Here is a 21,267-nt window from a genome sequence, read left to right as displayed (position 1 = left end):
AGGAAAGGCTTCCAGGATTTCCCAAGGTTTAGTCGTCGACAGCGACTCCACCGCGCAGTCGGCGGCGCCGCCGCGACGTGGGGGTCTTGCCCGACGGTCGGCGGTTGCGCAGTCCACCACGCTCGGCCTCGACGGTGTCCTTCGCTGGTTCGTCGTCGCCTTTGTCCGCGCGCTTGTCGGGGTCCTCGGGCTTGCCCTCTTCCGCGGTCACCTTTGCGGGTTCTTCGGCGGGCTCTGCTGCGGTCGGTTCCGGCACGCCTCCGGATTCGGTCTCGGCGGCCTCGTCCTCTTGGGTTTCCGCGGGCTCTTGGGTTTCCGCGGGCTCTTGGGTTTCCTCTTGGGTTTCCTCCGCGGGCTCGTCCGCTTGGGTTTCCGCGGGCTCGCCACGCTTGCGGCGCCTGAAGCGCTTGCGCTCCTTGGGTTGCTTGGTCTTCAGCGGGCGCGGCGGTGGCGGCGGCAGCTCGGCGACAAACGACAGGTAGAACGCGGCGATGCCGAGGATCCAGATCGCGGCTGCGGCGCCGTAGATGCCGAACAGCCACTGGCCCGCATCGTCGAGCGAAAGCCAGATCTCGCTGATCGCGGTGCCCATGATCAACACGCCGCCCAACACGTGGAACACCGCCGACCACAGCCGCAGGGTCAGCGCCATCTGCGGGGTCCCGTACTCCGGCTTGCGGGTGCGCAGCAGCGTGAACACCACCGGCAGCGCCAAGAGCCCAATCAAGGCGCCGCACACGATCCGCATGACGGTGCCGAGCGTGTGCGGGATCTGATAGGACAGTTCCCACCAGCGGGGCAAGACGAAGAGGAAGTACAGCGCGCCCGCGACTACTGAAAGCGGCGCATGCACGAGCACCGCGACCTTGCGGCCCATACCCCTCCTTGAGGTTTGTTAGAGGCGCGACCAGGGCGATCGGCACCTGGTCGCACCCGACCGAGTGCGGAGGATGCGGGATTTGAACCCGCGAGGGCTGTTAACCCAACCCGCGTTCCAGGCGAGCGCCATAGGCCACTAGGCGAATCCTCCGTCGGCCATGGTAACCGACCCCTGAAACCGGGCCCGGCCTTCGCTCGACTCACGGGTACTACACTCTCGGTGGACCCCGTGCGGCGTCTATCCTGTGAACTCCCCCAGGGCCGGAAGGCAGCAAGGGTCAACGGGCTCTGGCGGGTGCGCGGGGTCCCCTCAAACTTTCCTCCGCGGCCAGAGGTGAAAGGCGCATGGTCTCGTACTACTCCCTCAGCCGCGATGAGCTCGTCACCCAGCACGCCATCCACCAGCAGAACTACGCGACGCTACTGGCCAAGCGACTGGCACTGGACCTGACCCGGGGCAAACCGTCGCCCGAACAGCTCGACCTGTCGAACGCGTTGCTGAGCCTGCCAGGCGCCGACGACTACCGCGACGAGGACGGCACCGACACCCGGAATTACGGCGGCCTGCACGGGCTGCCGGAGCTGCGGGCGATCTTCAGCGAGCTGCTCGGTATCCCGGTGCCGAACCTGATTGCGGGCAACAACGCCAGCCTCGAGCTGATGCACGACATCGTCGTGTTCTCGATGCTGCACGGCGGTGTCGATTCGCCGCGTCCTTGGAAGGACGAGCCGAAGGTCAAGTTCCTCTGCCCGGCGCCCGGCTATGACCGTCACTTCTTCATCACCGAGACCATGGGCATCGAGATGGTCAGGATCCCGATGCGCGAGGACGGCCCCGACGTCGACCTCATCGAGGAACTCGTGGCCGTCGACCCGGCGATCAGGGGCATGTGGTGCGTCCCGGTGTTCGCCAACCCGACCGGTGTCACCTACTCCTGGGAGGTGTGCCGGCGGCTGGTGCAGATGCGCACCGCGGCCAACGACTTCCGGCTGTTCTGGGACAACGCGTACTGCGTCCACACGCTGACGCACGACTTCGTGCGGCAGGTCGACGTGCTCGGGTTGGCGGCCGCCGCAGGCAACCCGAACCGGCCCTACGTCTTCGCGTCGACGTCGAAGATCACGTTCGCCGGGGCCGGCGTCAGCTTCTTCGGCGGCTCGCTGGGCAACATTGCCTGGTATCTGCAGTACGCGGGCAAGAAGACGATCGGGCCCGACAAGGTCAACCAGCTGCGACACCTGCGCTTCCTCGGCGACGCCGACGGGGTGCGGCTGCACATGCAGCGGCACCAGCAGTTGCTTGCGCCGAAGTTCGCGCTGGCCCTGCACATCCTCGAGGACCGGCTCGGCGATTCGAAGATCGCGTCATGGACCGAGCCGAAGGGCGGCTACTTCATCAGCCTCGACGTGCTGCCCGGCACGGCGCGTCGCACCGTCGCGCTGGCCAAGGACGCGGGCATCGCCGTCACCGAGGCGGGTGCGGCCTTCCCCTACCGAAAAGACCCGGACGACAAGAACATTCGGCTTGCACCCACGTTCCCGTCGTTGCCTGATCTGTCCGAGGCGGTCGACGGGCTGGCGACGTGCGCGCTGCTGGCGGCCACCGAGTCGCTGCTGCAGCGGACGTAGTCGGACCGGGTCGGTAACCTGCTGACCGTGGCCCTCTACCGGAAATATCGGCCGGCGACGTTCGCCGAGGTGGTGGGCCAGGAGCACGTCACCGAACCGCTGTCGACCGCGTTGCGGGCCGGCCGGATCCACCACGCGTACCTGTTTTCGGGCCCGCGTGGCTGCGGCAAGACCTCGTCGGCTCGCATCCTGGCCCGCTCGCTGAACTGCGAGCAGGGCCCGACCGCGACGCCGTGCGGTGTGTGCGAGTCGTGCGTCGCGCTGGCGCCCAACGGGCCCGGCAGCATCGACGTCGTCGAGCTCGACGCGGCCAGCCACGGCGGCGTCGACGACACCCGGGAACTGCGCGACCGGGCGTTCTATGCGCCGGCCCAGTCGCGGTACCGCGTGTTCATCGTGGACGAGGCCCACATGGTCACCACCGCCGGCTTCAACGCGCTGCTGAAGATCGTCGAGGAGCCGCCGGAGCACCTGATCTTCGTGTTCGCGACCACCGAGCCGGAGAAGGTGCTGCCGACGATCCGCTCGCGCACGCACCACTACCCGTTCCGGCTGCTGGCGCCCCGCACCATGCGGGCGCTGATCGAGAGGATCATCAGCAACGAGGACGTCGAGATCGACGACGCCGTCTACCCGCTGGTGATCCGTGCCGGCGGCGGCTCCCCCCGCGACACACTTTCGGTGCTCGACCAGCTGCTGGCGGGTGCGGAAGGCAACAAGATCAGCTATCAGCGGGCGTTGGCGCTGCTCGGCGCCACCGACGTCGCGTTGATCGACGAGGCGGTCGACGCGCTGACCGCCGGGGACGCCGCGGCGCTGTTCGGCGCCGTCGAGTCGGTGATCGATGCCGGCCATGATCCGCGGCGCTTCGCCACCGACCTGCTGGAGCGGTTCCGCGACTTGATCGTGCTGCGGTCGGTGCCCGACGCTGTCGCGCGCGGAGTGGTGGACGGCCCCGAGGACGTGCTGGACCGGATGCGGGAGCAGGCCTCGCGGATCGGCACGGCGACGCTGACCCGGTACGCCGAGGTAGTGCACGCGGGCCTGGGCGAGATGCGGGGCGCGACCGCGCCGCGGCTGCTGCTCGAGGTGGTGTGCGCCCGGCTGCTGCTGCCGTCGGCCAGCGACACCGAATCGGCCCTGTTGCAGCGGATCGAACGGCTCGAGACACGGCTGGACATCGCCAAGCCGGTTGATGGGCCGGAGCCCAAGCCGGCGCCCGCCGCACGCCCGCAGCCGGCGAAGCCGAAACCCAAACCCACGCCGGTCGAGGTCCAGAAGCCGCCCGAGCGTACGGCACCACCGGTCGCCGGCGGGCTCGACGCCGCCGCGGTGCGCACCATGTGGCCGACCGTGCGGGAAAAGGTTCGTAAGCGCAGCCGGACCATCGACGTGATGCTGGCCGGTGCGATCGTGCGCTCGGTCGAGGGCAACACGCTGGTGCTCAGTCATGAAACCGGGGCGCTGGCCAAGCGCCTGTCCGAGCAGCGCAACGCCGATGTGATCCGCGAGGCGCTCAAGGATGCGCTCGGAGTGGACTGGAAGATCCGCTGCGAGGTCGGCGCAGGGAGGCCGGACCCGACACAGCCCGACCCGACACCGCCCGACGAAGAAGAAAGCATGCTCGCCGAGGCCGGCCGCGACAACGCCGCCGGCACCGAGCGGCGTGACCCCGAGGAGGCCGCGCTGGAGTTACTGCAGAACGAGCTCGGCGCCCGCCGCATCGATGGTTCGTGACGCCGCCGCCGCGCCGACGGCGGTGAAATCCGACGTCGCGTGTGCGGTCACCGACTGGCTGCCCCGGGGACCCAGTTCGTCCCGGCCAGCGGCACACGGGCCATCGCCGCGGATTCGACGGTGAGCGCGACGAGGTCTTCGGGTTCCAGGTTGCGCAGGTGGGACTTGCCGCACGCGCGCGCGAGTGTCTGGGCCTCCATGGTGAGCACCCGCAGGTAGTTCCGAACGCGGCGGGCACCCTCGACCGGGTCGAGCCGGTTGGCCAACTCAGAATCCTGGGTGGTGATGCCGGCGGGGTCGCGACCGGCCTGGAAGTCGTCGTAGAAGCCGGCATCCGAACCGAGTTCGCGGTATTCGTCTGCGAATCGGGGATGGTTGTCGCCCAATGCGATCAAAGCGGCAGTGCCGATCGCGACGGCGTCGGCGCCCAGCGCCATCGCCTTGGCGACGTCGGCGCCGGAACGGATGCCGCCAGACACGATCAGCTGCACTTTGCGATGCATGCCCAATTCGGAAAGTGCCTGCACTGCTTGGGGAATCGCGGCGAGCGTCGGAATGCCGACGTGCTCGATGAACACCTCCTGCGTCGCCGCGGTGCCCCCTTGCATCCCGTCGACCACGACCACATCGGCACCCACCTTGACCGCGAGTTGCACATCGTAATAGGTGCGGGTGGCCCCGACCTTGACGTAGATCGGCTTCTCCCACTGCGTGATCTCGCGCAATTCGAGGATCTTGATGGCCAGATCGTCGGGTCCTGTCCAGTCGGGATGGCGGCACGCGCTGCGCTGGTCGACCCCCTCGGGCAACGTGCGCATCGCCGCCACCCGCTCGGTGATCTTCTGGCCGAGCAACATTCCGCCACCGCCGGGTTTGGCGCCTTGACCAAGCACGACCTCGATGGCGTCGGCCTTACGCAGATCGTCCGGGTTCATTCCGTAGCGCGATGGAAGATACTGGTAGACGAGGTGTTTGGAGTGACCGCGCTCCTCGGGTGTCATCCCGCCGTCGCCGGTGGTCGTCGACGTACCGACCTCGGTCGCTGCGCGCCCCAGCGCCTCCTTGGCGGGTCCGGACAACGCGCCGAAGCTCATGCCTGCGATCGTGATCGGAATGTCCAGGTGCAGCGGGAATTTCGCATGCAAATCGCCGAGCATCACATCGGTGCCGCACCGTTCCCGGTAGCCCTCTAGCGGATACCGCGACATCGACGCGCCAAGGAACAGCAGGTCGTCGAAGTGGGGAAGTTTCCGTTTGGCGCCCCAGCCGCGGATGTCGTAGATGCCCGTTTCGGCGGCTCGCTGGATCTCGTGGATCACGTCACGGTCGAAGGTCGCAGATTCTCGCAGGCCCGGCGCGTTGGTGGTCACGCTTGTCTCCCTTTCGGCGGCTTTGGCCGCCTTTGGCCGGCGGTCAATACGCCGACGCGTTGTCGACATGGAAGTTGTACAAAGTGCGGGCGGACCCGTACCGGGTGAACTCCGCTGGGTCGGCGTCGAAGTCGGCCGCCTCGAGCAGTTCGGTAAGCTCGGCGAGGTGCTCGGCACGCATCGGTTTCTGGATGCAGTCGGCGCCGAGCGACGCCACCGAGCCGCGCACGTAGATCCGGGCCTCGTACAGGGAGTCGCCAAGTGCCTCACCGGCATTGCCGCACACCACCAGACGACCGGCCTGGCCCATGAACGCGCTCATGTGGCCGATGTCGCCCCCGACGACGATGTCGACACCCTTCATCGAGATGCCGCAACGTGCTGCCGCGTTGCCCGTGATCACCAAGAGTCCACCGTGCGCCGTCGCTGCTGCCGACTGCGATGCGTCGCCGTTGACCCGCACCGTGCCCGACATCATGTTCTCGGCCACGCCGACGCCGACGTTGCCGTCGACGGTCACGGTCGCGTGCTTGTTCATTCCCGCGCAGTAGTAGCCGACGTGCCCTTCGATGGTGACCTCGAGGTCGGCGTCGAGCCCGCAGGCAAGCGCATGGGCGCCTTGTGGATTGGTGATGCGCAACGCCTTCGGCGCATCGGTCGACGCGAGCAGCGCGTTGATGTCGCGAGTGGTCGATTCGCGAAGGTCGATTGTGACGACCGAAGTCGTCTCTACCGATGCCATACGTACACCTGTTCGGGTTCCGGCTCAAAGATGCGCGCGTCGCCGATGCCGGGCAGGTTCGCTAGCGCGCGGTATTCCGACGCCATCGCGACCCAATCGCCGGTCTCGGCGATGATGGCCGGTTTGCACGAGATCGCATCGCGCAGAACCGCGAACGACTCGGCAGTGGACACCAGCAGCGTGTAGAACCCGTCGAAGGTCTCGTTTAGTGCCAACAGCGCCTTCTCCAGATCGGCGCCCTCGGCGAGTTGCTTGGCGACAAACCGCGCGCCGACTTCGGTGTCGTTCTCGCTGTCGAAGACGACGCCGTCGCGCTCGAGCTGGTGCTTGATCGACATGTGGTTGGAGAAGGAGCCGTTGTGGACCAGGCACTGGTCCGGTCCGACGGAGAAGGGATGCGACCCCGCGGCGACCACGGCCGATTCGGTGGCCATGCGGGTGTGTCCGACGCCCTGCCATCCGCGCGCGTTGGCCAGGCCGAAGCTGCGGGCAAGCGCGCGGGGGTTGCCGGTGCCTTTGAGCACGGTCAGCTCGGACCCGAAGCCGATCAAGCGCGCGCTCGGCACAGCCGATCGGGTGGCGGTGGCCAGGATGTCGTGGTCGAGGGGTGCGTGCAGCACCGTTGTCGGCGACTTGTCGATCCCAGTCACGGTGACGCACAGCTCGGTGCTCAGCTCTGCGGCGAGCGCCGGAGCGGCAACGGGGCTGTCAAGCAGCGTGACGGTGCCGTGCCCGGGGGGCGACCAACTGTCATCGCCGTAAATCGCCATCCCGGCCGAATCGGGTCCGCGGTCGACCAGCTGGGAAAGCATGTCCGCGAGCAGCGCGCCGAGCCGGGGGTACAGCGCGGGCTGGCGCAGATGAAGTCCCACTATTCCGCACATGCCGATCCTCAGAATGCGGTGAGGTAGCGGTCGACTTCCCACGCGGAGACGGTGTTGTGCCAGTCGAAGAACTCTTCGCGCTTGAGCGCCGCGAAGTAGTCCGCGACGCCGGCGCCGGCACCGTCGAGCGAGCCGCGCACCACAGCGTCGGCGTCCAATGCGTCGACCGCGTGCAGCAGGGTCAACGGCAGACCCGGACCGGTTCGGCTGCCTGGTACGCCCGGATCGAGCCCGCGGGCCATGCCGTCGAGGCCGGCGGTGACGGTGGCGGCGGTCGCAAGGTACGGGTTGGCCGAGCCGTCGGCACCGCGCAGCTCCACCCGGTTGTGGTCCGGCACGCGCAGGAAATGGGTGCGGTCGTTGCCGCCGTAACTGGCTGCCTGTGGCGCCCAGGTCGCCCCGCTTGCGGTGGACGTGGCACCGGTTCGCTTGTAGGAGTTGACGGTTGGGGCGATGACCGCCTGCAGCGCGCACGCGTGATCGAGAATTCCGGCGATGAACGAGTAGGCAGTCGACGACAGGCCGAGGCCTTTCTGGTCGGCCGGATCCGGGAACAGCTGACCGCTCGCGTCGGAGAGCGACAGATGCATGTGCATGCCGGTGCCGGTGCGGTCGCCGAACGGCTTCGGCATGAACGTCGCCTGCATGCCGCGGCGTTCGGCGATCACCGAGAGCAGATACCGGGCGGTGATGACGCGGTCGGCGGTGCTCAGCGCGTCGGCGAATTCGAAGTTCTGCTCGAACTGGCCGTTCCCGTCCTCGTGGTCGTTGGCGTAGTTGCCCCAGCCGAGCGCGTTCATCGCGTGCGAGATATCGGCGAGGTGGTCGTACATGCGGGTGACGCCCCGGGCGTCGTAGCAGGGCTGGGCGCTGAGGTCGGCGGAGTCGGCCACGGTCAGCGCGCCGTCGGCACCGCGGACAACCAGGAAGTACTCGATCTCCGCGCCCACGTCGACTGACAGCCCGAGGTCGGCTGCTTTGCGCAGGGCCGCTTTGAGGATGACGCGCGGCGAGTACGGCCACGGTTTGCCGTCGACGTGCGGGTCACAGTGGACGATTGCCAACCCGGGCCGGACGAACGGGATCGGCATGAAGGACGCTTTGTCGGGGATCGCGATCAGATCCGGATCCTTCGGCAACTGCCCCATGCCGCCCGCCGCGTAACCGGCGAAGCCGACGCCCTCCGTTTCTAACATCTCGGCGGCCTCGACCGGCACCAGCTTGGCGCACGGTTTGCCGGTGAGTGTCACGAAAAGGGCAAGAATGAACGTGGTTTTCGACGCGTTGGCGCGCTCGACGAGGCTGAGCGGTCGGGCATTGCCGTAACGCGACGGCGCCGGTTGGGCGGTGTCGACGGTCATCGTGTTGTTACCTCCTGGAACGGTGTTGCGGGGGTGTCATCGCATCTGGCCTGCGCCGCTGTATGGATGACGACTGGTGAGCAGATCCCCTTCGGCGAATCGGGCGTACCGGAAGTCGGCCGGTGTGACGCCGGGCAGGCCGGTCTTGCCGTCGACGAGCAGGTCGGCGACGAGCCGCCCGACCGCAGGCGAGATTTTGAAGCCGTGGCCGCTGAAGCCCGCCGCGAGGAAGAGACCCTCCAGCGGTGACGGGCCGATGATCGGGTTGTAGTCGGGGGTGACGTCGTAGCAGCCGCCGTAGGTCGCGGTGATCCGCGGATCCGGCATGGCGGGCAGGCGGTATTCGAGCTTGCCGATCGCCAGGTCGATCGCGTCGTCGTCGGCGCGGTTGGGATAGTTGTCCGGGTCGGCGAACTGCGGGTTGGAGTGATCGCTGTTGCCGGTCAGTAGCGTGCCGTTGGGCTCGCGGCAGATGTATTGAAGGCGATGAAGATCCGAGAACACCGGCACGCTTGGGGTGGGCGTGCCGGGGTCGACCAGTACAAGTTGGGCGCGCTGGGTGCGGACCGGGACGTCGACGCCGACCGTTGCCGCCAGTGCCGGCGTCCATGGTCCAGCCGCCAATATCACTGTCGCGGCGTGGATTTCGGTGCCATCGGCCAGCATGACGCCGGACACGGACCCGTCGCGCCGGGCGACCACCGCGGACACGGGGGCACGTTGGCGGATATTCACGCCCGACGCCCGTGCGCCGGCCGCGAACGCCATGCCGGTCAGGTACGCATCGCCTCGTCCGCCGCGCGGTTCGTAGGCGAACGAGGCGAAGTCATCGAGGTTCAGGCCGGGCCACAGCTCGGCCACCGTCTCGTGGCCGACAACGTCGACGTCGACGCCGAGCGCCTGCTGCATCGCGACATTGGCCTTCAGTGCGTCGACGTCGGCCTCGCCCACTGCGACTACGTAGCCGCACTGGCGGAATCCGATGTCGTCGCCGAACAACTCGGGTGCCCGTTCGAATACCTCAACACCGTGCCAGGCCATCGCTGCCAGCGACGGGATGCCGTAATGGCAGCGGACAACCCCACTGGACTTGCCCGTCATGCCGGAACACAACGAATCACGCTCGATGACCACGACGTCGCTCGCGCCGCGGGCGGCGAGGGACCACGCGATCGAGAGGCCCTCGAGCCCGCCGCCGACCACGACATATTGCGCTGTCTCCGCCACGGGTGCCTTACTGACTGGTTTCCGGTGTGCCGGGGTGTTTCCGCTGAGGAATCATCATTCGATGCTATGAAACACACTGAATGTGTCGGGCGGGTTTCGAGCGCGTCATCGCCACGTATCGGTGGCGGTCGTTTCACGAGGTTGGGTGCGGGTCACCAGTGGGAATCGGGATATGCAGTGACCGCGAGGAACCGGATGGGCAACCGGACGAGATCGAGCGGGCCGTGCAGACCCTCCCCATCGAGAAGGAGGCAGTCGCCGGGGCGCATCGTGTATTCGCTCTCCCCGTGGCCATAGATCATGACGCCTTCGAGCATGTACAGCAGCTCGGTGCCGGGGTGCTGGAACAGGGGATAGGGCTCGCTCTTGTCGGTGAGCGTGACCAGCACCGGCTCCAGTCGTTTGTGCTGCCCGCGCAGCGCACCGAGCAATTCGTAATGGTGACCGACGCGGGTGCCGCGGCCGACGATCACCGACCCGCGACCGGATTCGGTGAACGCGGCCTCCCGCGCGTTGTCCGCACCCCGGAACAGCGCGGTGACCGGGGCGTCGAGTACGGTCGCGAGTTTCGCCAGAGTGGACAGGCTGCACGAGGTCTGGGCGTTTTCGATCTTGGACAGCATGGCCTTCGAAATCCCGGCTTTGGCAGCCATTTCCGCGACCGACAGGCCGGTGGCGCGCCGCAGGGCGCGCACTTGCGCGGCGATTGCAACCTCGAGTGCCGGCATCGCGGGGGTGTCTGTCGGCACCTCGCGCTCGATCGGTGCGGGGTCACCGGTGTCGCGGTGGATCCGGGTCGGGGCATCAGCCATTCGCGCAGCCTATCCCAGGGTCTACTGGCAGTGAACGATTTGGCCGCCGGGGGCTCGGTTGGCCGCCGGGGGCTCGGTTGGCCGCCGGGGGCTCGGTTGGCCGCCGCGCGGCTATCGGTGCCGAGGGGCGTACATGATGAGTCCCACGCCGATCAGGCATACCGCCGCCCCGGCCAGGTCCCATCGGTCGGGCCGAAAGCCGTCCAGCGCCATGCCCCAGGCCAGGGACCCGGCGACGAAGACACCGCCGTATGCGGCGAGGATCCGGCCGAAGTGGGCATCGGGTTGCAGTGTCGCGACGAATCCGTATGCCGCCAACGCCGCGACGCCGAATCCGACCCAGGCCACGCCGCGGTGCTCACGCACCCCCTGCCAGACCAGCCATGCGCCGCCGATCTCAGCGATCGCGGCCAGGGTGAACAACGAGATCGACTTGGCAACGGTCACGTCGACACCTCCGCGGTGGATCTGGCGGTCGATTGGGCGGTCGATTGGCGGTTCATTGGGCGGTCGATTGGGCGGCTAGGCCGCGGCATCGACGCTGACACCAGCTCCCAGCCGCCGCGCTAGCTGCGTGGCCAGGTCGCCTTCGATCAGCCGGCGAACCCGCCCGGCGGTCGGACGCTCCAGCAGCACGCGAGTGGCGCCGCGCCGCCGGACGATCCGCACGATCGCCCGGTGCGCGTGGCGGGTCACCACGATCTGACCGTCGACATCGATGCCGTCGCGGCGCAGCCGGTGCACCGTCGTGGTGATCGCCGCGTCGGCGGCCGCCCGCTCCGTGGCCGTGGGCATCAGGCCGGGATTGGGCAGGCCGAGGGCATAGCCGTGGATCTTCAGCGGCAAAACCACGGTGACGGTCCCACCGGCGGCACGTGCCGCGGTCAGCAGCGCGTCTGAGGCGGCGGCGTCGGGCCGCAGCACCACCACCACGTCGCGTGCGGAGTCCGGCGGCGGATCGCCGCGGCGGCGGCCGAGCCGTGCCATTCCCGTCGTCATGCCGGCTCGGGCTCGGCGGCCAGCTCCGGAATGGCCACCGGCGCGGGGGTGACGTCGGCGCGCCGGTCACTGAAACGGCGCCAGAGGTGCAGCGGCGCGTAGGCGGCCAGCACCAGCACGCCGAGCAGGAACAGCGAGTGACTGGGGCTGCTGAGCACGACAGAGGGGCTGTTCCAGCCGCCGAACACCAGCAGTACGGCGCAGACCAGGCCGATCGCAAGGGCAACCCAGCGCATGAACCCGGGCAGCCGCACCGGCCGCTCGACGGACGGGCGAGTCTGGCGGTGGGCGAAATAGGCGAAAAAGCCCATCATGCAAGCGAAAAGATAGCCGATGTTGGAGAAGATGTAGATCCGCAGCGGGCTGCCGAACAGCAGCACGATCGCCGAGCACGCGACGTTGAACGCCATCGCGCGGTCGGGCACGCCGTGCTTGTTGAGGTGGCCGAACCACCGTGGCAGCACCCCGTCGGCGGACGCCTGAAACAGTGAGCGGGCGCAGCCCATGATGGCGTTGAGCACACTCAGCAGCAGCGCAAGGATGAGCGGCACCCCGATCACCCACTGCACCCACCCGCCCGAGGAGCCGGTGATCTTCGAGATGAACGTCGAGAAGATGGTGAGTGGGTCGACGTTGTCGGCGACGCCGATGACGAGAACGAGGACCACGGCGGTCATCACGAAGATGAAGAAGCCGTAGATGCCTTCCACGGTCATCGCGATCTTCGCGTCGCGCGACGGGTTGCCGCACTCGCCGAGGTAACAGGCCGCGGCCTCCATCGCGAGCACCGACCACGTCATGACGAACAGCCACGCGATGATCAATGTCGGGCTCGCCGCCGCACTGGGGGCGAAATGGAAACCGGCGAGGTTGCCGAAGTGCATTGAGCCGGGCCGGAACAGAGGAAGCAGGATCAGCACCGTCAGCGGCGCCATCGAGACGATGCCCATGAACGTCGCGAAGCCCGCACCGAGCCTGATGCCGAGGTACGAGGGAATGTACATCGCGGCGATCGCCACCACGGAGATGATCAGGACGGACAGGGTGACGGGGCTGCCGATCGAGCCGAAGGGAAGGTACGACGGTCCCTTGGGGATGCCGAACAACTGAATGATGTAGGCCGACGCGAGGATCATGTTGATGGGTGCGACGGGGAACCAGCCCAGCCAGTACGCCCATGCCGACAGCCCGCCGAGATGCCTGGCCGTCCCGCGATGAACCTCGTCGAACGCCTCGGTGGTGTAGGACGGCAGACCGCCGGTGCGATGCGGCATCACCGCCGCTAGCTCGGCGGCGAAAACGCAGAGCAGCACTCCCATCGCCGTGGCCAGCGCGATCAGGGGCACCGCGGCCGCGCCCAGGGCCTGAACGGCCGGCGGATCGATGCCGGTGACCAGGATCGGACCCGCCAGCCCGATCACGAATGCGCCCCACCAGTTGGTCCCCCTGTGCAGGCCCGTTTTCTGCGCGGCGGTCGTCGACGTCATCCAATGTCCATTCGTCAGCGGCCATGCATGGCCAGTGGTCACGGTCCACTGGTAGTAGAAGCCGCACTTGTTTCGCGGCGATAAACGCGGTGTAACGACAGTAGATAAGGTGGCGGTGCCTACGGCGTCCACCAGGGCCGCAGCGGCAGGCCGCCGTCGTGGCCGCGCTCGTCAAGCTTGACCGCAAGCACCTGGTGCAGCTGAATCGCGTTGTGGTCAAACCCAACTCGCGCGGCTGCCAGGTAAAGACCCCACACCTTGGCGGTGCCCAGCCCGACCTCTTCGACCGCCTCGTCCCAGTGCGCGACCAGGTTCGCGCACCAATCACGCAGAGTCATCGCATAGTGGTGGCGCAGGTTTTCCTCGTGCAGCACCTCGAAGCCGACGTCCTGGATCTCGGTGATGATGCGGCCCGATCCGGCGAGCTCCCCGTCGGGGAACACGTACCGATCGATGAAGCCGCCGGCGATGGGGCTGTGGCGATTGTGGCTGCGGGTGATGCAGTGGTTGAGCAACAGCCCACCGGTGCGCAGCCTGGACTTCAGGAAGGTGAAGTACGCCGGGTAGTTCGCGACCCCGATGTGCTCGGTCAGCCCGATCGAGGACACCGCGTCGAACTGCGTCTCCTCGATGTCGCGGTAGTCGCCGTGCCGGACCTCGGCCAGCTCGGTGAGGCCCTCGTCGGCAATCGCCTTCTGCGCCCAGATGGCCTGCTCTTTCGACAGCGTCACGCCGATCGCCTTGACGCCCTTGCGTGCGGCGTAGCGGACCATGCCGCCCCACCCGCAGCCGACGTCGAGCAGGCGATCGCCCGGGTTCAGCCGCAGCTTGTCGAACACCAGCCGGTATTTGTTGTTCTGCGCCTCCTCCAGGGTCGCATCCGGGTGCGGGTAGCACGCGCAGGTGTAGGTCATCGACGGCCCGAGCAGCCACTCGTAGAACGTGTTGGACACGTCGTAGTGGTGATGGATCGCCTCGGCGTCGCGGGTCTTGCTGTGCCGGAAGCCCTCAAAGACACGCCGCCACCGGGGCAGCACTTCCTGCGGCGGTGGTGCGATCGGCTTCAGGTGCTCGATGCCGATCGAGCGGATGATGTTGGCCAGCACCCGCGCCGGCGGCCGTTTGAAGTCAAGCTGGTACGCCAGCGCGCTGAGCAGTGGATAGGGGTCGCCGGGGTGCACACCTTGCGGCTCGAGGTCACCCGAGATGTAGGCACGAGCCAAGCCGAGTTCGTTGGGCGCGGTGGCCAGATAGGTGGTGCCGCGCGGCGTGACGAGGCGCAACCCCAGCGGCGCGTCCTCGGGTCCGGTGTGGCTGCCGTCGTACGCGCTGAACCGCAGCGGCAGCGACCCGGCGGCGAATACCTCGAGGACTTCGGCCAGCGTCATCTTGCCCGAGGGCGCCGTCGCGCGTTCCTTGAACGTGGTCATCGTCGTTGCACCGCCTTCGCATAGAGGTCGAGGAAGCGTGAGTCGGGATCGTAGGTCTTTTTCAGCGTCTTATAGGTCTCCCCGCCATACAGTTCGTCAAACTCCTCGGGCGAGTAAAAGGCGTCGGAGTACAGCGATTTGTGACCGTCGAGCTCGCTGACCCGCTGCTCGATCAGCCGGTTCGTCGCGCCCTCGGTCGCGCCGGCGGGCACCGAAGACCAGAAGCCGACATTGACGTAGGTGTGACCGGGACGGATGGGGTACAGCGGCCAGCCGTCGGCCCAATCGGGGGTGCCGCGCAGTCGCAGCGGACACAGCCAGATCGGCTCGATCGGGACGTTGCCCAGGAACCAGTCCAGGAACTCCACACACCGCTCGATCGGCACCTCGACGTCCTGCACGACCCGTTCGCGCGGTGGTCGGCCGTTACGCTTTTCGATGCGGTCGGCGATGTGGAACTTTTGGTCGTAGGACATCAGCTTCCAGTAGAAGCTGCTGCGCCGATAGCGCCGCGGCCAGAGCCGACGCAGCCGCGGGTTCTGCGCACCGAATGCCCGTGAACACCAGAACCAGTCGGTGTCCCACCGCCACAGGTAGTCGTGGATGGTCAGCCGGTCGTCCTTGACGCCGTCGTCGTGCTGGATCGACCGGTAGTAGATGTGCTTCCCGGTGTAGTCGCTGACCGGGCCCGGGGTCGATGTCTGCACGCCGACGCACAGATAGCTTTCATCGGCGCTGAACACGACGCCGTCCAGGTAATCCACCGGGTCGCCGCCGAGGCCGCCGGTTTCGATGATCCGGTCCATCTCCGCGACGAGCTCGTCGAGCGAGTGGAATCTCAGGTGCCGCAGCGCGACAAACGGCTTGATGTTCTCCAGCTCGATCCGTAGCCGCACCGAATAGCCGAGGGTGCCATACGAATTGGGAAAGCCACGGTACAGGTCTTGATGTTGGTCCGGTGCGGCGGTGACGACCTCGCCGGTGCCGGTGAGGATGTCCATCTCCAGCACCGACTCGTGTGGCAGCCCGTTACGAAACGATGCCGACTCGATGCCCAGCCCGGTGACCGCGCCACCCAGCGTGATGGTCTTCAGTTGTGGGACCACCAGCGGCGAGAGCCCGTACGGCAGCGTCGCGGCGACGAGGTCCTGATAGGTGCACATGCCGGCGACGTCGGCGGTGCGGGTGTGCGGATCCACCGCGAGCACGTTGGTCAGGCCCGACGCGTCCAGGCCCGGCGCGTTGCGTTTGGACCGCGCGCGGAACAGATTGGACGTCGGTTTGGCCAGCCGCACCGTCGCGTTGCGCGGGATCTTTCGGTAGCTGGCAATCAGCCGGCGCACACCCTCGGCGTGCGCGGCCTGCGCATCGGCCCCCGGTATTGACACAGATATACGCTAGTCCGCGGTGCGCGCCGACGCGACCGCTCGGCATTCGAACGACGACCTGACAGAGGAGCCTTGCCTGATGGGACAGGTCAGCGCCGCAAGCAGCGTCCTGATCAACGCCGAACCCGCGGCCGTGCTGAGCGCGGTGGCCGACTATCGGAATGTGCGGCCGAAGATCCTGTCCTCGCACTACAGCGCTTACGAGGTCGTGCAGGGCGGGCAGGGGCGAGGCACGGTGGCCAAGTGGAAGTTGCAGGCCACCAAGTCGCGGGTGCGGGACGTGCAGGCCAACGTCGATGTCGCCGGGCACACCGTGATCGAAAAAGACGCCAACTCGACGATGGTGAGCAACTGGACCGTCGCCCCCGCCGGTCCGGGTTCATCGGTCACGCTGAAGACGTCGTGGCAGGGCGCAGGTGGGGTGAAGGGTTTTTTCGAAAGGACCTTCGCGCCGTTGGGTTTGCGCAAAATCCAAGATGAGGTGCTGGAAAAACTGAAGAAGGAACTAGAGGGCGTGGCTTAGGGCGCTTAGGGCGCTTAGGGCGCTTAGGGCGTGGCTTCTGGGGTGGATTGGGACGTGGTTTAGGACGTGCCGCGCCGGGAGCCGAGGAAGCCGGCGATGCCGTTGACGACGGCGGCGGCGTACTTCTGCCGGCCATCGGGTGACGTGATCAATGCGGTGTCGGCCGGGTTTTTCATGTTGCCGAGCTCGACGAGGACGGCCGGGTATTGCGCCAGGTTCAGGCCGGCGAGGTCGGGGCGGCCGTAGAGCCCGTCGGAACCGATGTAGTTCGACGCCGGGATGCCCGCGGCCACCAGCTGATCACGCATGATTCTGGCCATCTGCATTGCCGGGCCGGCCTGGGCCTCGTTGAGCGGCGGCGCGGAATAGTTCACGTGGAAACCGCGACCGGTTGGCGGTCCGCCGTCGGCGTGGATGCTGACGATCGCGTCCGGATGCAGCGCGTTGGCCATCGCCGCGCGTTCGTCGACGCAGGGTGCCAGCGCGTTGTCATTGCCGCGTGACATCGCGGTGCGCACGCCCAGCTGGTCGAGGGCGGTGCGGATGCGAAGCACGACATCCCAGTTGAAGGTGTGCTCGGGATAGCCGTCGTTGGTCGCCGACCCGCTGGTCTGGCATTCCTTCGTTCCGCCGCGGCCGTTGGGCACCTGACGGTTGATCGAGGCATCGTTGGCGCCGTTGTGGCCGGGGTCGAGGAAGACGATCGCACCGCCGATGTTGGCCGGCGCGGCGGCGATGTGTGGTGCCGTGCTTGTCGACGCAGCCGCCAGCGCCGCAACCAACGCTGCGGCGCCGACACGCCGGCGAAGGGCATCTGGCACCGCGTCACGGTAGCCGATCATGACTACGCTGGGGGTTCGACCCGCCGACTATTCGCCGAACAGATGAACTCGAGACAGGACTGTGATGCAACCCGAAGGCTCGCCGGACATGTCGGCGTTGCTCGCCCAGGCGCAGCAGATGCAACAGCAGCTGATGGAGGCCCAGGAACAATTGGCCGCCGCCGAGGTGCACGGCCAGGCCGGCGGCGGTCTGGTGCAGGTGACCATGAAGGGCAGCGGGGAAGTGGTCGCGGTGTCGATCGATCCGAAGGTCGTCGATCCCGGTGACATCGATACGCTGCAAGATCTCATCGTCGGCGCCCTGGCGGACGCGTCGAATCAGGTCACTACCCTGGCGCAGAGCCGGTTAGGCCCGCTGGCCGGGGGGCTGGGGCTCTAGCGTTGTTCGAGGGCCCGGTCCAGGATCTGATCGATGAGCTGGGAAAGCTGCCGGGCATCGGCCCGAAGAGCGCTCAGCGGATCGCGTTTCATCTGCTGTCCGTCGAAGCGCCGGACATCGACCGGCTGACCGCGGTGCTGGCGAAAGTCCGTGAGGGAGTGCAGTTCTGCGCGGTATGCGGCAATGTGTCCGACGCGGAGCGATGCCGCATCTGCTCCGACGCGCGTCGCGATGCTGCAGTGGTGTGCGTCGTCGAGGAGCCCAAGGACGTCCAGGCCGTCGAGCGCACGCGGGAGTTTCGCGGCCGCTACCACGTACTGGGCGGGGCGCTTGATCCGTTGTCGGGCATCGGCCCGGACCAGCTGCGGATCCGCGAGCTGTTGAATCGGCTAAGTGAACGGGTGGACGGCGTCGAGGTCACCGAGGTGATCATCGCGACGGACCCGAACACCGAGGGCGAGGCGACCGCGACGTACCTGGTGCGGATGCTGCGCGACATCCCGGGCCTGACAGTCACCCGGATCGCCTCGGGCCTGCCGATGGGCGGCGACCTCGAGTTCGCCGACGAGCTGACCCTCGGGCGTGCGTTGTCGGGGCGCCGGCAGATGGCGTAGTTCTGCTGGGTTGCGCTCTGCTGCTGCTGCTGCGTCGAAACCAGCGTTTTGGCGGCTGTTACTCGCACTTTTCCGGCTAAACGTCGGTTTGGACGCAATGTCGGCGGGGGCTGCGACCATCGGGCGGTGGGGGAGGTCTTCATTGGCAGCGAGGCGGTCGCGTCGGGTCGGCTGACGCGATATCAGGTGCGACGCTGGTATCGCCCGATCTACCGCGGCGTTTATGTGCCCAGGCGGTCGGTTCCGACGCTGCGTGATCGGACGGTCGGTGCCTGGTACGCGTCGCACCGCCGGGGCGTGATCGCCGGCGTTGCCGCCTCGGCATTGCATGGCGCCGCATGGGTAGACGAGGAAACCCCGATCGAGCTGGTTTGGGAAGCACGGCCACAGCGGGGTCTGGTGTTGCGCAATGAGGCACTGGCCGACGACGAAATAACCAAGGTCGCTGGAATTCCGGTGACCACGCGGGCACGGACCGCGTTCGACCTGGGTCGGCATCTGCCTCGGGACGAGGCGGTGGCGCGGCTGGACGCGCTGATGTGGGCGACGCCGTTCTCGATGGAAGACGTGCTGATGCTGGCCAAGCGGTATCGCGGCGCACGCGGACTGCGGCGACTGTCGGCGGCGCTGCCGCTTGTCGACGGTGGCGCCGCGTCGCCGAGAGAATCGTGGCTGCGGCTGTTGTTCATCGACGCCGGATTTCCGCGCCCCGCGACGCAGATCCCGGTCGTCGACGGGCGCGGGCGGCTGGTGCGGATGCTTGACATGGGTTGGGAAGAATTTCGAGTGGCCGCCGAGTACGACGGCGATCAACATCGCACCAACCGCAAGCAGTACGTCAAGGATCTGCGGGTCCACCCGAAGCTCGAGGGCCTTGGGTGGATCGTGATACGCGTGATCAGCGAGGACCGCCAGGACGACGTCATCGCGCGGGCGCGAACGGCGCTGGTGTCGCGAGGCTGGCAACCTAGCGAGGCGCGGCGAGGCGCTCGCGGCGCAGCAGCGCGACCTCGTCGAGCTCCAGCGGCGCAAGCTCGCCTACGACCCGGCTGAGCAGCAGGTCGGCGAGCTGCGGGTTGCGCGCCAGGCACGGGCCATGCATGTAGGTCGCGACGACGCTGCCCTGGACCGCGCCGTCGACGCCGTCGCCGGCCCGATTGCCTGCGCCTCTTGTGACCGCACCTAACGGCTTCGCGGAGTCGCCCAAAACCGTTCCGCCGCGGTGGTTTTCGAAGCCGGTCAGCGGCTGCGTCAGGCCGTCCAGCAGCGGCCGGCTGACCAGCTCGCCGATGGTTCGCACGGGCTGCGGGGCGGTGATTAGATCGAGCAGCCCGACGCCGTCGACCCGCTCGCCCGCCGAGGTCTCATACCAGTGGCCGAGCACTTGAATCGCCGCGCAGATCGCCAGCACCGGCGCGCCGTCATTGGCCGCGCGTTGCAGACCCGGATGGCGGATCAGATGCTTGGTCGCCAACCGCTGCGCGTAGTCCTCCGCGCCACCAAGGGTGTAAAAGTCCAACCCCGAAGGCACCGGCTCGGACAGCGTGATCTCGATGATCTCGGCGTCGAACCCCCGCAGCCGCAACCGCTGGCGCAGCACCACCGCGTTGCCGCCATCACCGTAGGTGCCCATCACATCGGGCAACACCAGCCCGATCCGCACCGTCGAGTCAGCCACGGCGCCGGCCCAACGCTCGCTGCAGCTGGAGAAACGCCGTGTAGTTGGCAATAACCTCGACGTGACCCGGTGGGCACGACTCGATCGCCGCCGTCGTGTCGTGCACCAGCTTGTGGTCCACCCCCGCGTACGTCAGCCGCACGGCCAGGTCCGTCGCTCGTTCGCCGGCGGCTACCACCGCGGTGGTTCCGCCGGTGGCTCGCCGCCGGAGCGGCTCATCGACGAGCTGCTCGAACCGCACATCCCACAGCCACGACAGGTCCTCACCGTCGGGGATCTGCCCGTTCACCGCGATCACGACCCCGGCACCGTGCGTGTCGATCATCGACAGCGATTCCTGCCAGCCCGCCGGATTCTTGGCGAGCAGTATCCGCGCGGTGTGCGAGCCGACCGTCACGGTTCGGTACCGGCCGGCCACTTCGGAAACACCCGACACCGCCGCCACCGCCGCGGCCGGATCGACGCCGAGCGCCACCGCCGCGGCGACGGCCTGGGCCGCGTTGCCACGGTTCACCGTCCCTGGCAGCGCCAGCTTCATCGGGAGCGCCAACCCGTCTGGGCCGTAGAGCGTTTCATCATCGAACCACCACTGCGGCGTCGGCCGCTTGAAGTCGGTGCCGGTGCTGTACCAGTGGGTGTGTTCACGCACGATCACCTCGCCGGACCGCGGACAGCTCACCGAATCCAACGCCCAGCCACCGCCGGCGGCCACCCACAGCACATTCGGGCAGTCGTAGGCCGCCGAGGTCATCAGCACGTCGTCACAATTGGCTACCACGACCGCCGACGGATGCCGCGCCAAACCCGCCCGCAACGTGCGCTCGATCGCATTGATCTCGCCGACGCGGTCCAACTGGTCACGCGACAGGTTCAGTAGCACCACCACGCCCGGCTGCACCGCATCGGCGACGTGGGGCAGGTGCATCTCGTCGACCTCCAGGGCGGCCAGCCGCGCGTCTCGGGCCGAAGCCAGTGCCGCGATGAGCCCGGCGTCCATGTTGGCGCCCTCCGAGTTCGTCGCCACCTGGCCAACGGAACCGAGCGCCGCGGCCGCCATCCGCGTCGTCGTCGACTTGCCGTTGGTGCCGGTGATCAGCACGGTGCGCCGTCCCGAGCCGAGCTGGCGCAGCAGCGACTTGTCCAGGTTCATCGCGACGAGCCCGCCGATCATCGCGCCGGCGCCGCGGCCGGTCACCCGCGACGCCCAGCGCGCGGTCGCTCCGGCCGCAAGCGCGACACGTCCGCGGGCGGTGATCACCCGGGCAAGTTTAGGTAACGATGCGCGA

The 21,267-nt window shown here is 67.7% G+C and carries 21 protein-coding genes, 1 tRNA gene and 1 other RNA gene; 7 read left to right on the top strand and 16 right to left on the bottom strand.

What is annotated here, in order from left to right; genetic code table 11:
- Positions 1–28: 28 nt before the first annotated feature.
- Both VE759_RS14250 and VE759_RS14245 read right to left on the bottom strand, forming a co-directional pair.
- A complete protein-coding gene (locus VE759_RS14250; RefSeq protein WP_324933443.1) occupies positions 29–877 on the bottom strand; it encodes a hypothetical protein in 849 nt (282 codons plus the stop codon).
- Positions 878–944: 67 nt separating this feature from the next.
- A tRNA-Ser gene (locus tag VE759_RS14245) sits at positions 945–1,030 on the bottom strand.
- Positions 1,031–1,098: 68 nt separating this feature from the next.
- On the opposite strand from VE759_RS14245, the gene ffs reads away from it, so the two are divergent.
- From ffs to VE759_RS14230, 3 genes are all read left to right on the top strand, one after another.
- Positions 1,099–1,193, top strand: an RNA gene (gene ffs / locus VE759_RS14240) — signal recognition particle sRNA small type.
- Between the two features lie 31 nt (positions 1,194–1,224).
- A complete protein-coding gene (locus VE759_RS14235; protein WP_324933440.1) occupies positions 1,225–2,508 on the top strand; it encodes an aminotransferase class I/II-fold pyridoxal phosphate-dependent enzyme in 1,284 nt (427 codons plus the stop codon).
- Between the two features lie 27 nt (positions 2,509–2,535).
- Positions 2,536–4,245, top strand: coding sequence for a DNA polymerase III subunits gamma/tau (locus VE759_RS14230; RefSeq protein WP_324933438.1), 1,710 nt, complete (start codon positions 2,536–2,538; stop codon positions 4,243–4,245).
- Positions 4,246–4,292: 47 nt separating this feature from the next.
- Here the strand turns inward: VE759_RS14230 and VE759_RS14225 are convergent, their stop codons facing one another.
- The 11 genes from VE759_RS14225 to VE759_RS14175 all read right to left on the bottom strand — a co-directional run bounded on the left by VE759_RS14225 (position 4,293) and on the right by VE759_RS14175 (position 15,945).
- Positions 4,293–5,615: an FMN-binding glutamate synthase family protein gene (locus tag VE759_RS14225; RefSeq protein WP_324933435.1), complete on the bottom strand. Its 1,323-nt coding sequence runs from the start codon at positions 5,613–5,615 to the stop codon at positions 4,293–4,295.
- 43 nt (positions 5,616–5,658) lie between these two features.
- Complete coding sequence (locus VE759_RS14220) at positions 5,659–6,357, bottom strand: protein glxC (RefSeq protein WP_324933432.1); 699 nt, start codon at positions 6,355–6,357, stop codon at positions 5,659–5,661.
- Positions 6,345–7,241, bottom strand: coding sequence for a glutamine amidotransferase (locus VE759_RS14215; protein ID WP_324933429.1), 897 nt, complete (start codon positions 7,239–7,241; stop codon positions 6,345–6,347). Before VE759_RS14215 ends, VE759_RS14220 begins: the two co-directional genes overlap by 13 nt.
- Before the next feature lie 8 nt (positions 7,242–7,249).
- Positions 7,250–8,602: a type III glutamate--ammonia ligase gene (gene glnT, locus VE759_RS14210; RefSeq protein ID WP_324933426.1), complete on the bottom strand. Its 1,353-nt coding sequence runs from the start codon at positions 8,600–8,602 to the stop codon at positions 7,250–7,252.
- A 36-nt stretch (positions 8,603–8,638) separates the two neighbouring features.
- A complete protein-coding gene (locus tag VE759_RS14205) occupies positions 8,639–9,829 on the bottom strand; it encodes an FAD-dependent oxidoreductase (protein ID WP_324933423.1) in 1,191 nt (396 codons plus the stop codon).
- Positions 9,830–9,981: 152 nt separating this feature from the next.
- Positions 9,982–10,641, bottom strand: a complete 660-nt coding sequence (locus tag VE759_RS14200; protein WP_324933420.1) for an XRE family transcriptional regulator — start codon at positions 10,639–10,641, stop codon at positions 9,982–9,984.
- Positions 10,642–10,752: 111 nt separating this feature from the next.
- A complete protein-coding gene (locus VE759_RS14195) occupies positions 10,753–11,088 on the bottom strand; it encodes a YnfA family protein (RefSeq protein ID WP_324933417.1) in 336 nt (111 codons plus the stop codon).
- A gap of 75 nt (positions 11,089–11,163) precedes the next feature.
- A complete protein-coding gene (locus VE759_RS14190; protein WP_324933414.1) occupies positions 11,164–11,640 on the bottom strand; it encodes a hypothetical protein in 477 nt (158 codons plus the stop codon).
- The gene (locus VE759_RS14185; RefSeq protein ID WP_324933411.1) at positions 11,637–13,127 is read right to left on the bottom strand and encodes an APC family permease; all 1,491 of its coding nucleotides are present in this window, start codon (positions 13,125–13,127) and stop codon (positions 11,637–11,639) included. Before VE759_RS14185 ends, VE759_RS14190 begins: the two co-directional genes overlap by 4 nt.
- A 119-nt stretch (positions 13,128–13,246) precedes the next feature.
- Positions 13,247–14,557 (bottom strand): class I SAM-dependent methyltransferase, encoded by a 1,311-nt coding sequence (locus VE759_RS14180; RefSeq protein WP_324933408.1) that lies wholly within the window; start codon positions 14,555–14,557, stop codon positions 13,247–13,249.
- Positions 14,554–15,945 (bottom strand): FAD-binding oxidoreductase, encoded by a 1,392-nt coding sequence (locus VE759_RS14175; protein WP_324933407.1) that lies wholly within the window; start codon positions 15,943–15,945, stop codon positions 14,554–14,556. The genes VE759_RS14180 and VE759_RS14175 overlap by 4 nt, the downstream gene beginning before the upstream one ends.
- Positions 15,946–16,024: 79 nt before the next feature.
- Between VE759_RS14175 and VE759_RS14170 the strand changes: the two genes are divergently transcribed.
- Positions 16,025–16,468, top strand: a complete 444-nt coding sequence (locus VE759_RS14170) for an SRPBCC family protein (protein WP_324933404.1) — start codon at positions 16,025–16,027, stop codon at positions 16,466–16,468.
- A 59-nt stretch (positions 16,469–16,527) separates the two neighbouring features.
- On the opposite strand, the gene VE759_RS14165 is transcribed toward VE759_RS14170, so the two are convergent.
- Entirely contained in the window at positions 16,528–17,310 is a 783-nt protein-coding gene (locus VE759_RS14165; protein ID WP_414687915.1) for an Rv3717 family N-acetylmuramoyl-L-alanine amidase, read from the bottom strand.
- Positions 17,311–17,374: 64 nt separating this feature from the next.
- Between VE759_RS14165 and VE759_RS14160 the strand changes: the two genes are divergently transcribed.
- The 3 genes from VE759_RS14160 (at position 17,375) to VE759_RS14150 (ending at position 19,356) form a co-directional block, all read left to right on the top strand.
- Positions 17,375–17,689: a YbaB/EbfC family nucleoid-associated protein gene (locus VE759_RS14160; RefSeq protein ID WP_324933399.1), complete on the top strand. Its 315-nt coding sequence runs from the start codon at positions 17,375–17,377 to the stop codon at positions 17,687–17,689.
- Between the two features lie 2 nt (positions 17,690–17,691).
- Positions 17,692–18,303: a recombination mediator RecR gene (gene recR / locus VE759_RS14155; RefSeq protein ID WP_324933396.1), complete on the top strand. Its 612-nt coding sequence runs from the start codon at positions 17,692–17,694 to the stop codon at positions 18,301–18,303.
- A 126-nt stretch (positions 18,304–18,429) separates the two neighbouring features.
- Positions 18,430–19,356 carry a hypothetical protein gene (locus VE759_RS14150; protein ID WP_324933394.1) on the top strand — a complete coding sequence of 309 codons (927 nt, stop codon included), beginning with the start codon at positions 18,430–18,432 and terminating at the stop codon, positions 19,354–19,356.
- On the opposite strand, the gene VE759_RS14145 is transcribed toward VE759_RS14150, so the two are convergent.
- Positions 19,271–19,981, bottom strand: a complete 711-nt coding sequence (locus tag VE759_RS14145) for a glutamine amidotransferase (protein ID WP_324933392.1) — start codon at positions 19,979–19,981, stop codon at positions 19,271–19,273. The genes VE759_RS14150 and VE759_RS14145 overlap by 86 nt on opposite strands.
- The gene (locus VE759_RS14140) at positions 19,974–21,239 is read right to left on the bottom strand and encodes a Mur ligase family protein (RefSeq protein WP_324933388.1); all 1,266 of its coding nucleotides are present in this window, start codon (positions 21,237–21,239) and stop codon (positions 19,974–19,976) included. The genes VE759_RS14145 and VE759_RS14140 overlap by 8 nt, the downstream gene beginning before the upstream one ends.
- Positions 21,240–21,267 lie beyond the last annotated feature (28 nt).

The organism is Mycobacterium sp. (genome assembly GCF_035640695.1).
Taxonomy (GTDB): domain Bacteria; phylum Actinomycetota; class Actinomycetes; order Mycobacteriales; family Mycobacteriaceae; genus Mycobacterium.
The sequence above is the reverse complement of the archived record's forward strand: the minus strand, read 5'-3'. Positions and strand labels throughout refer to the sequence as shown.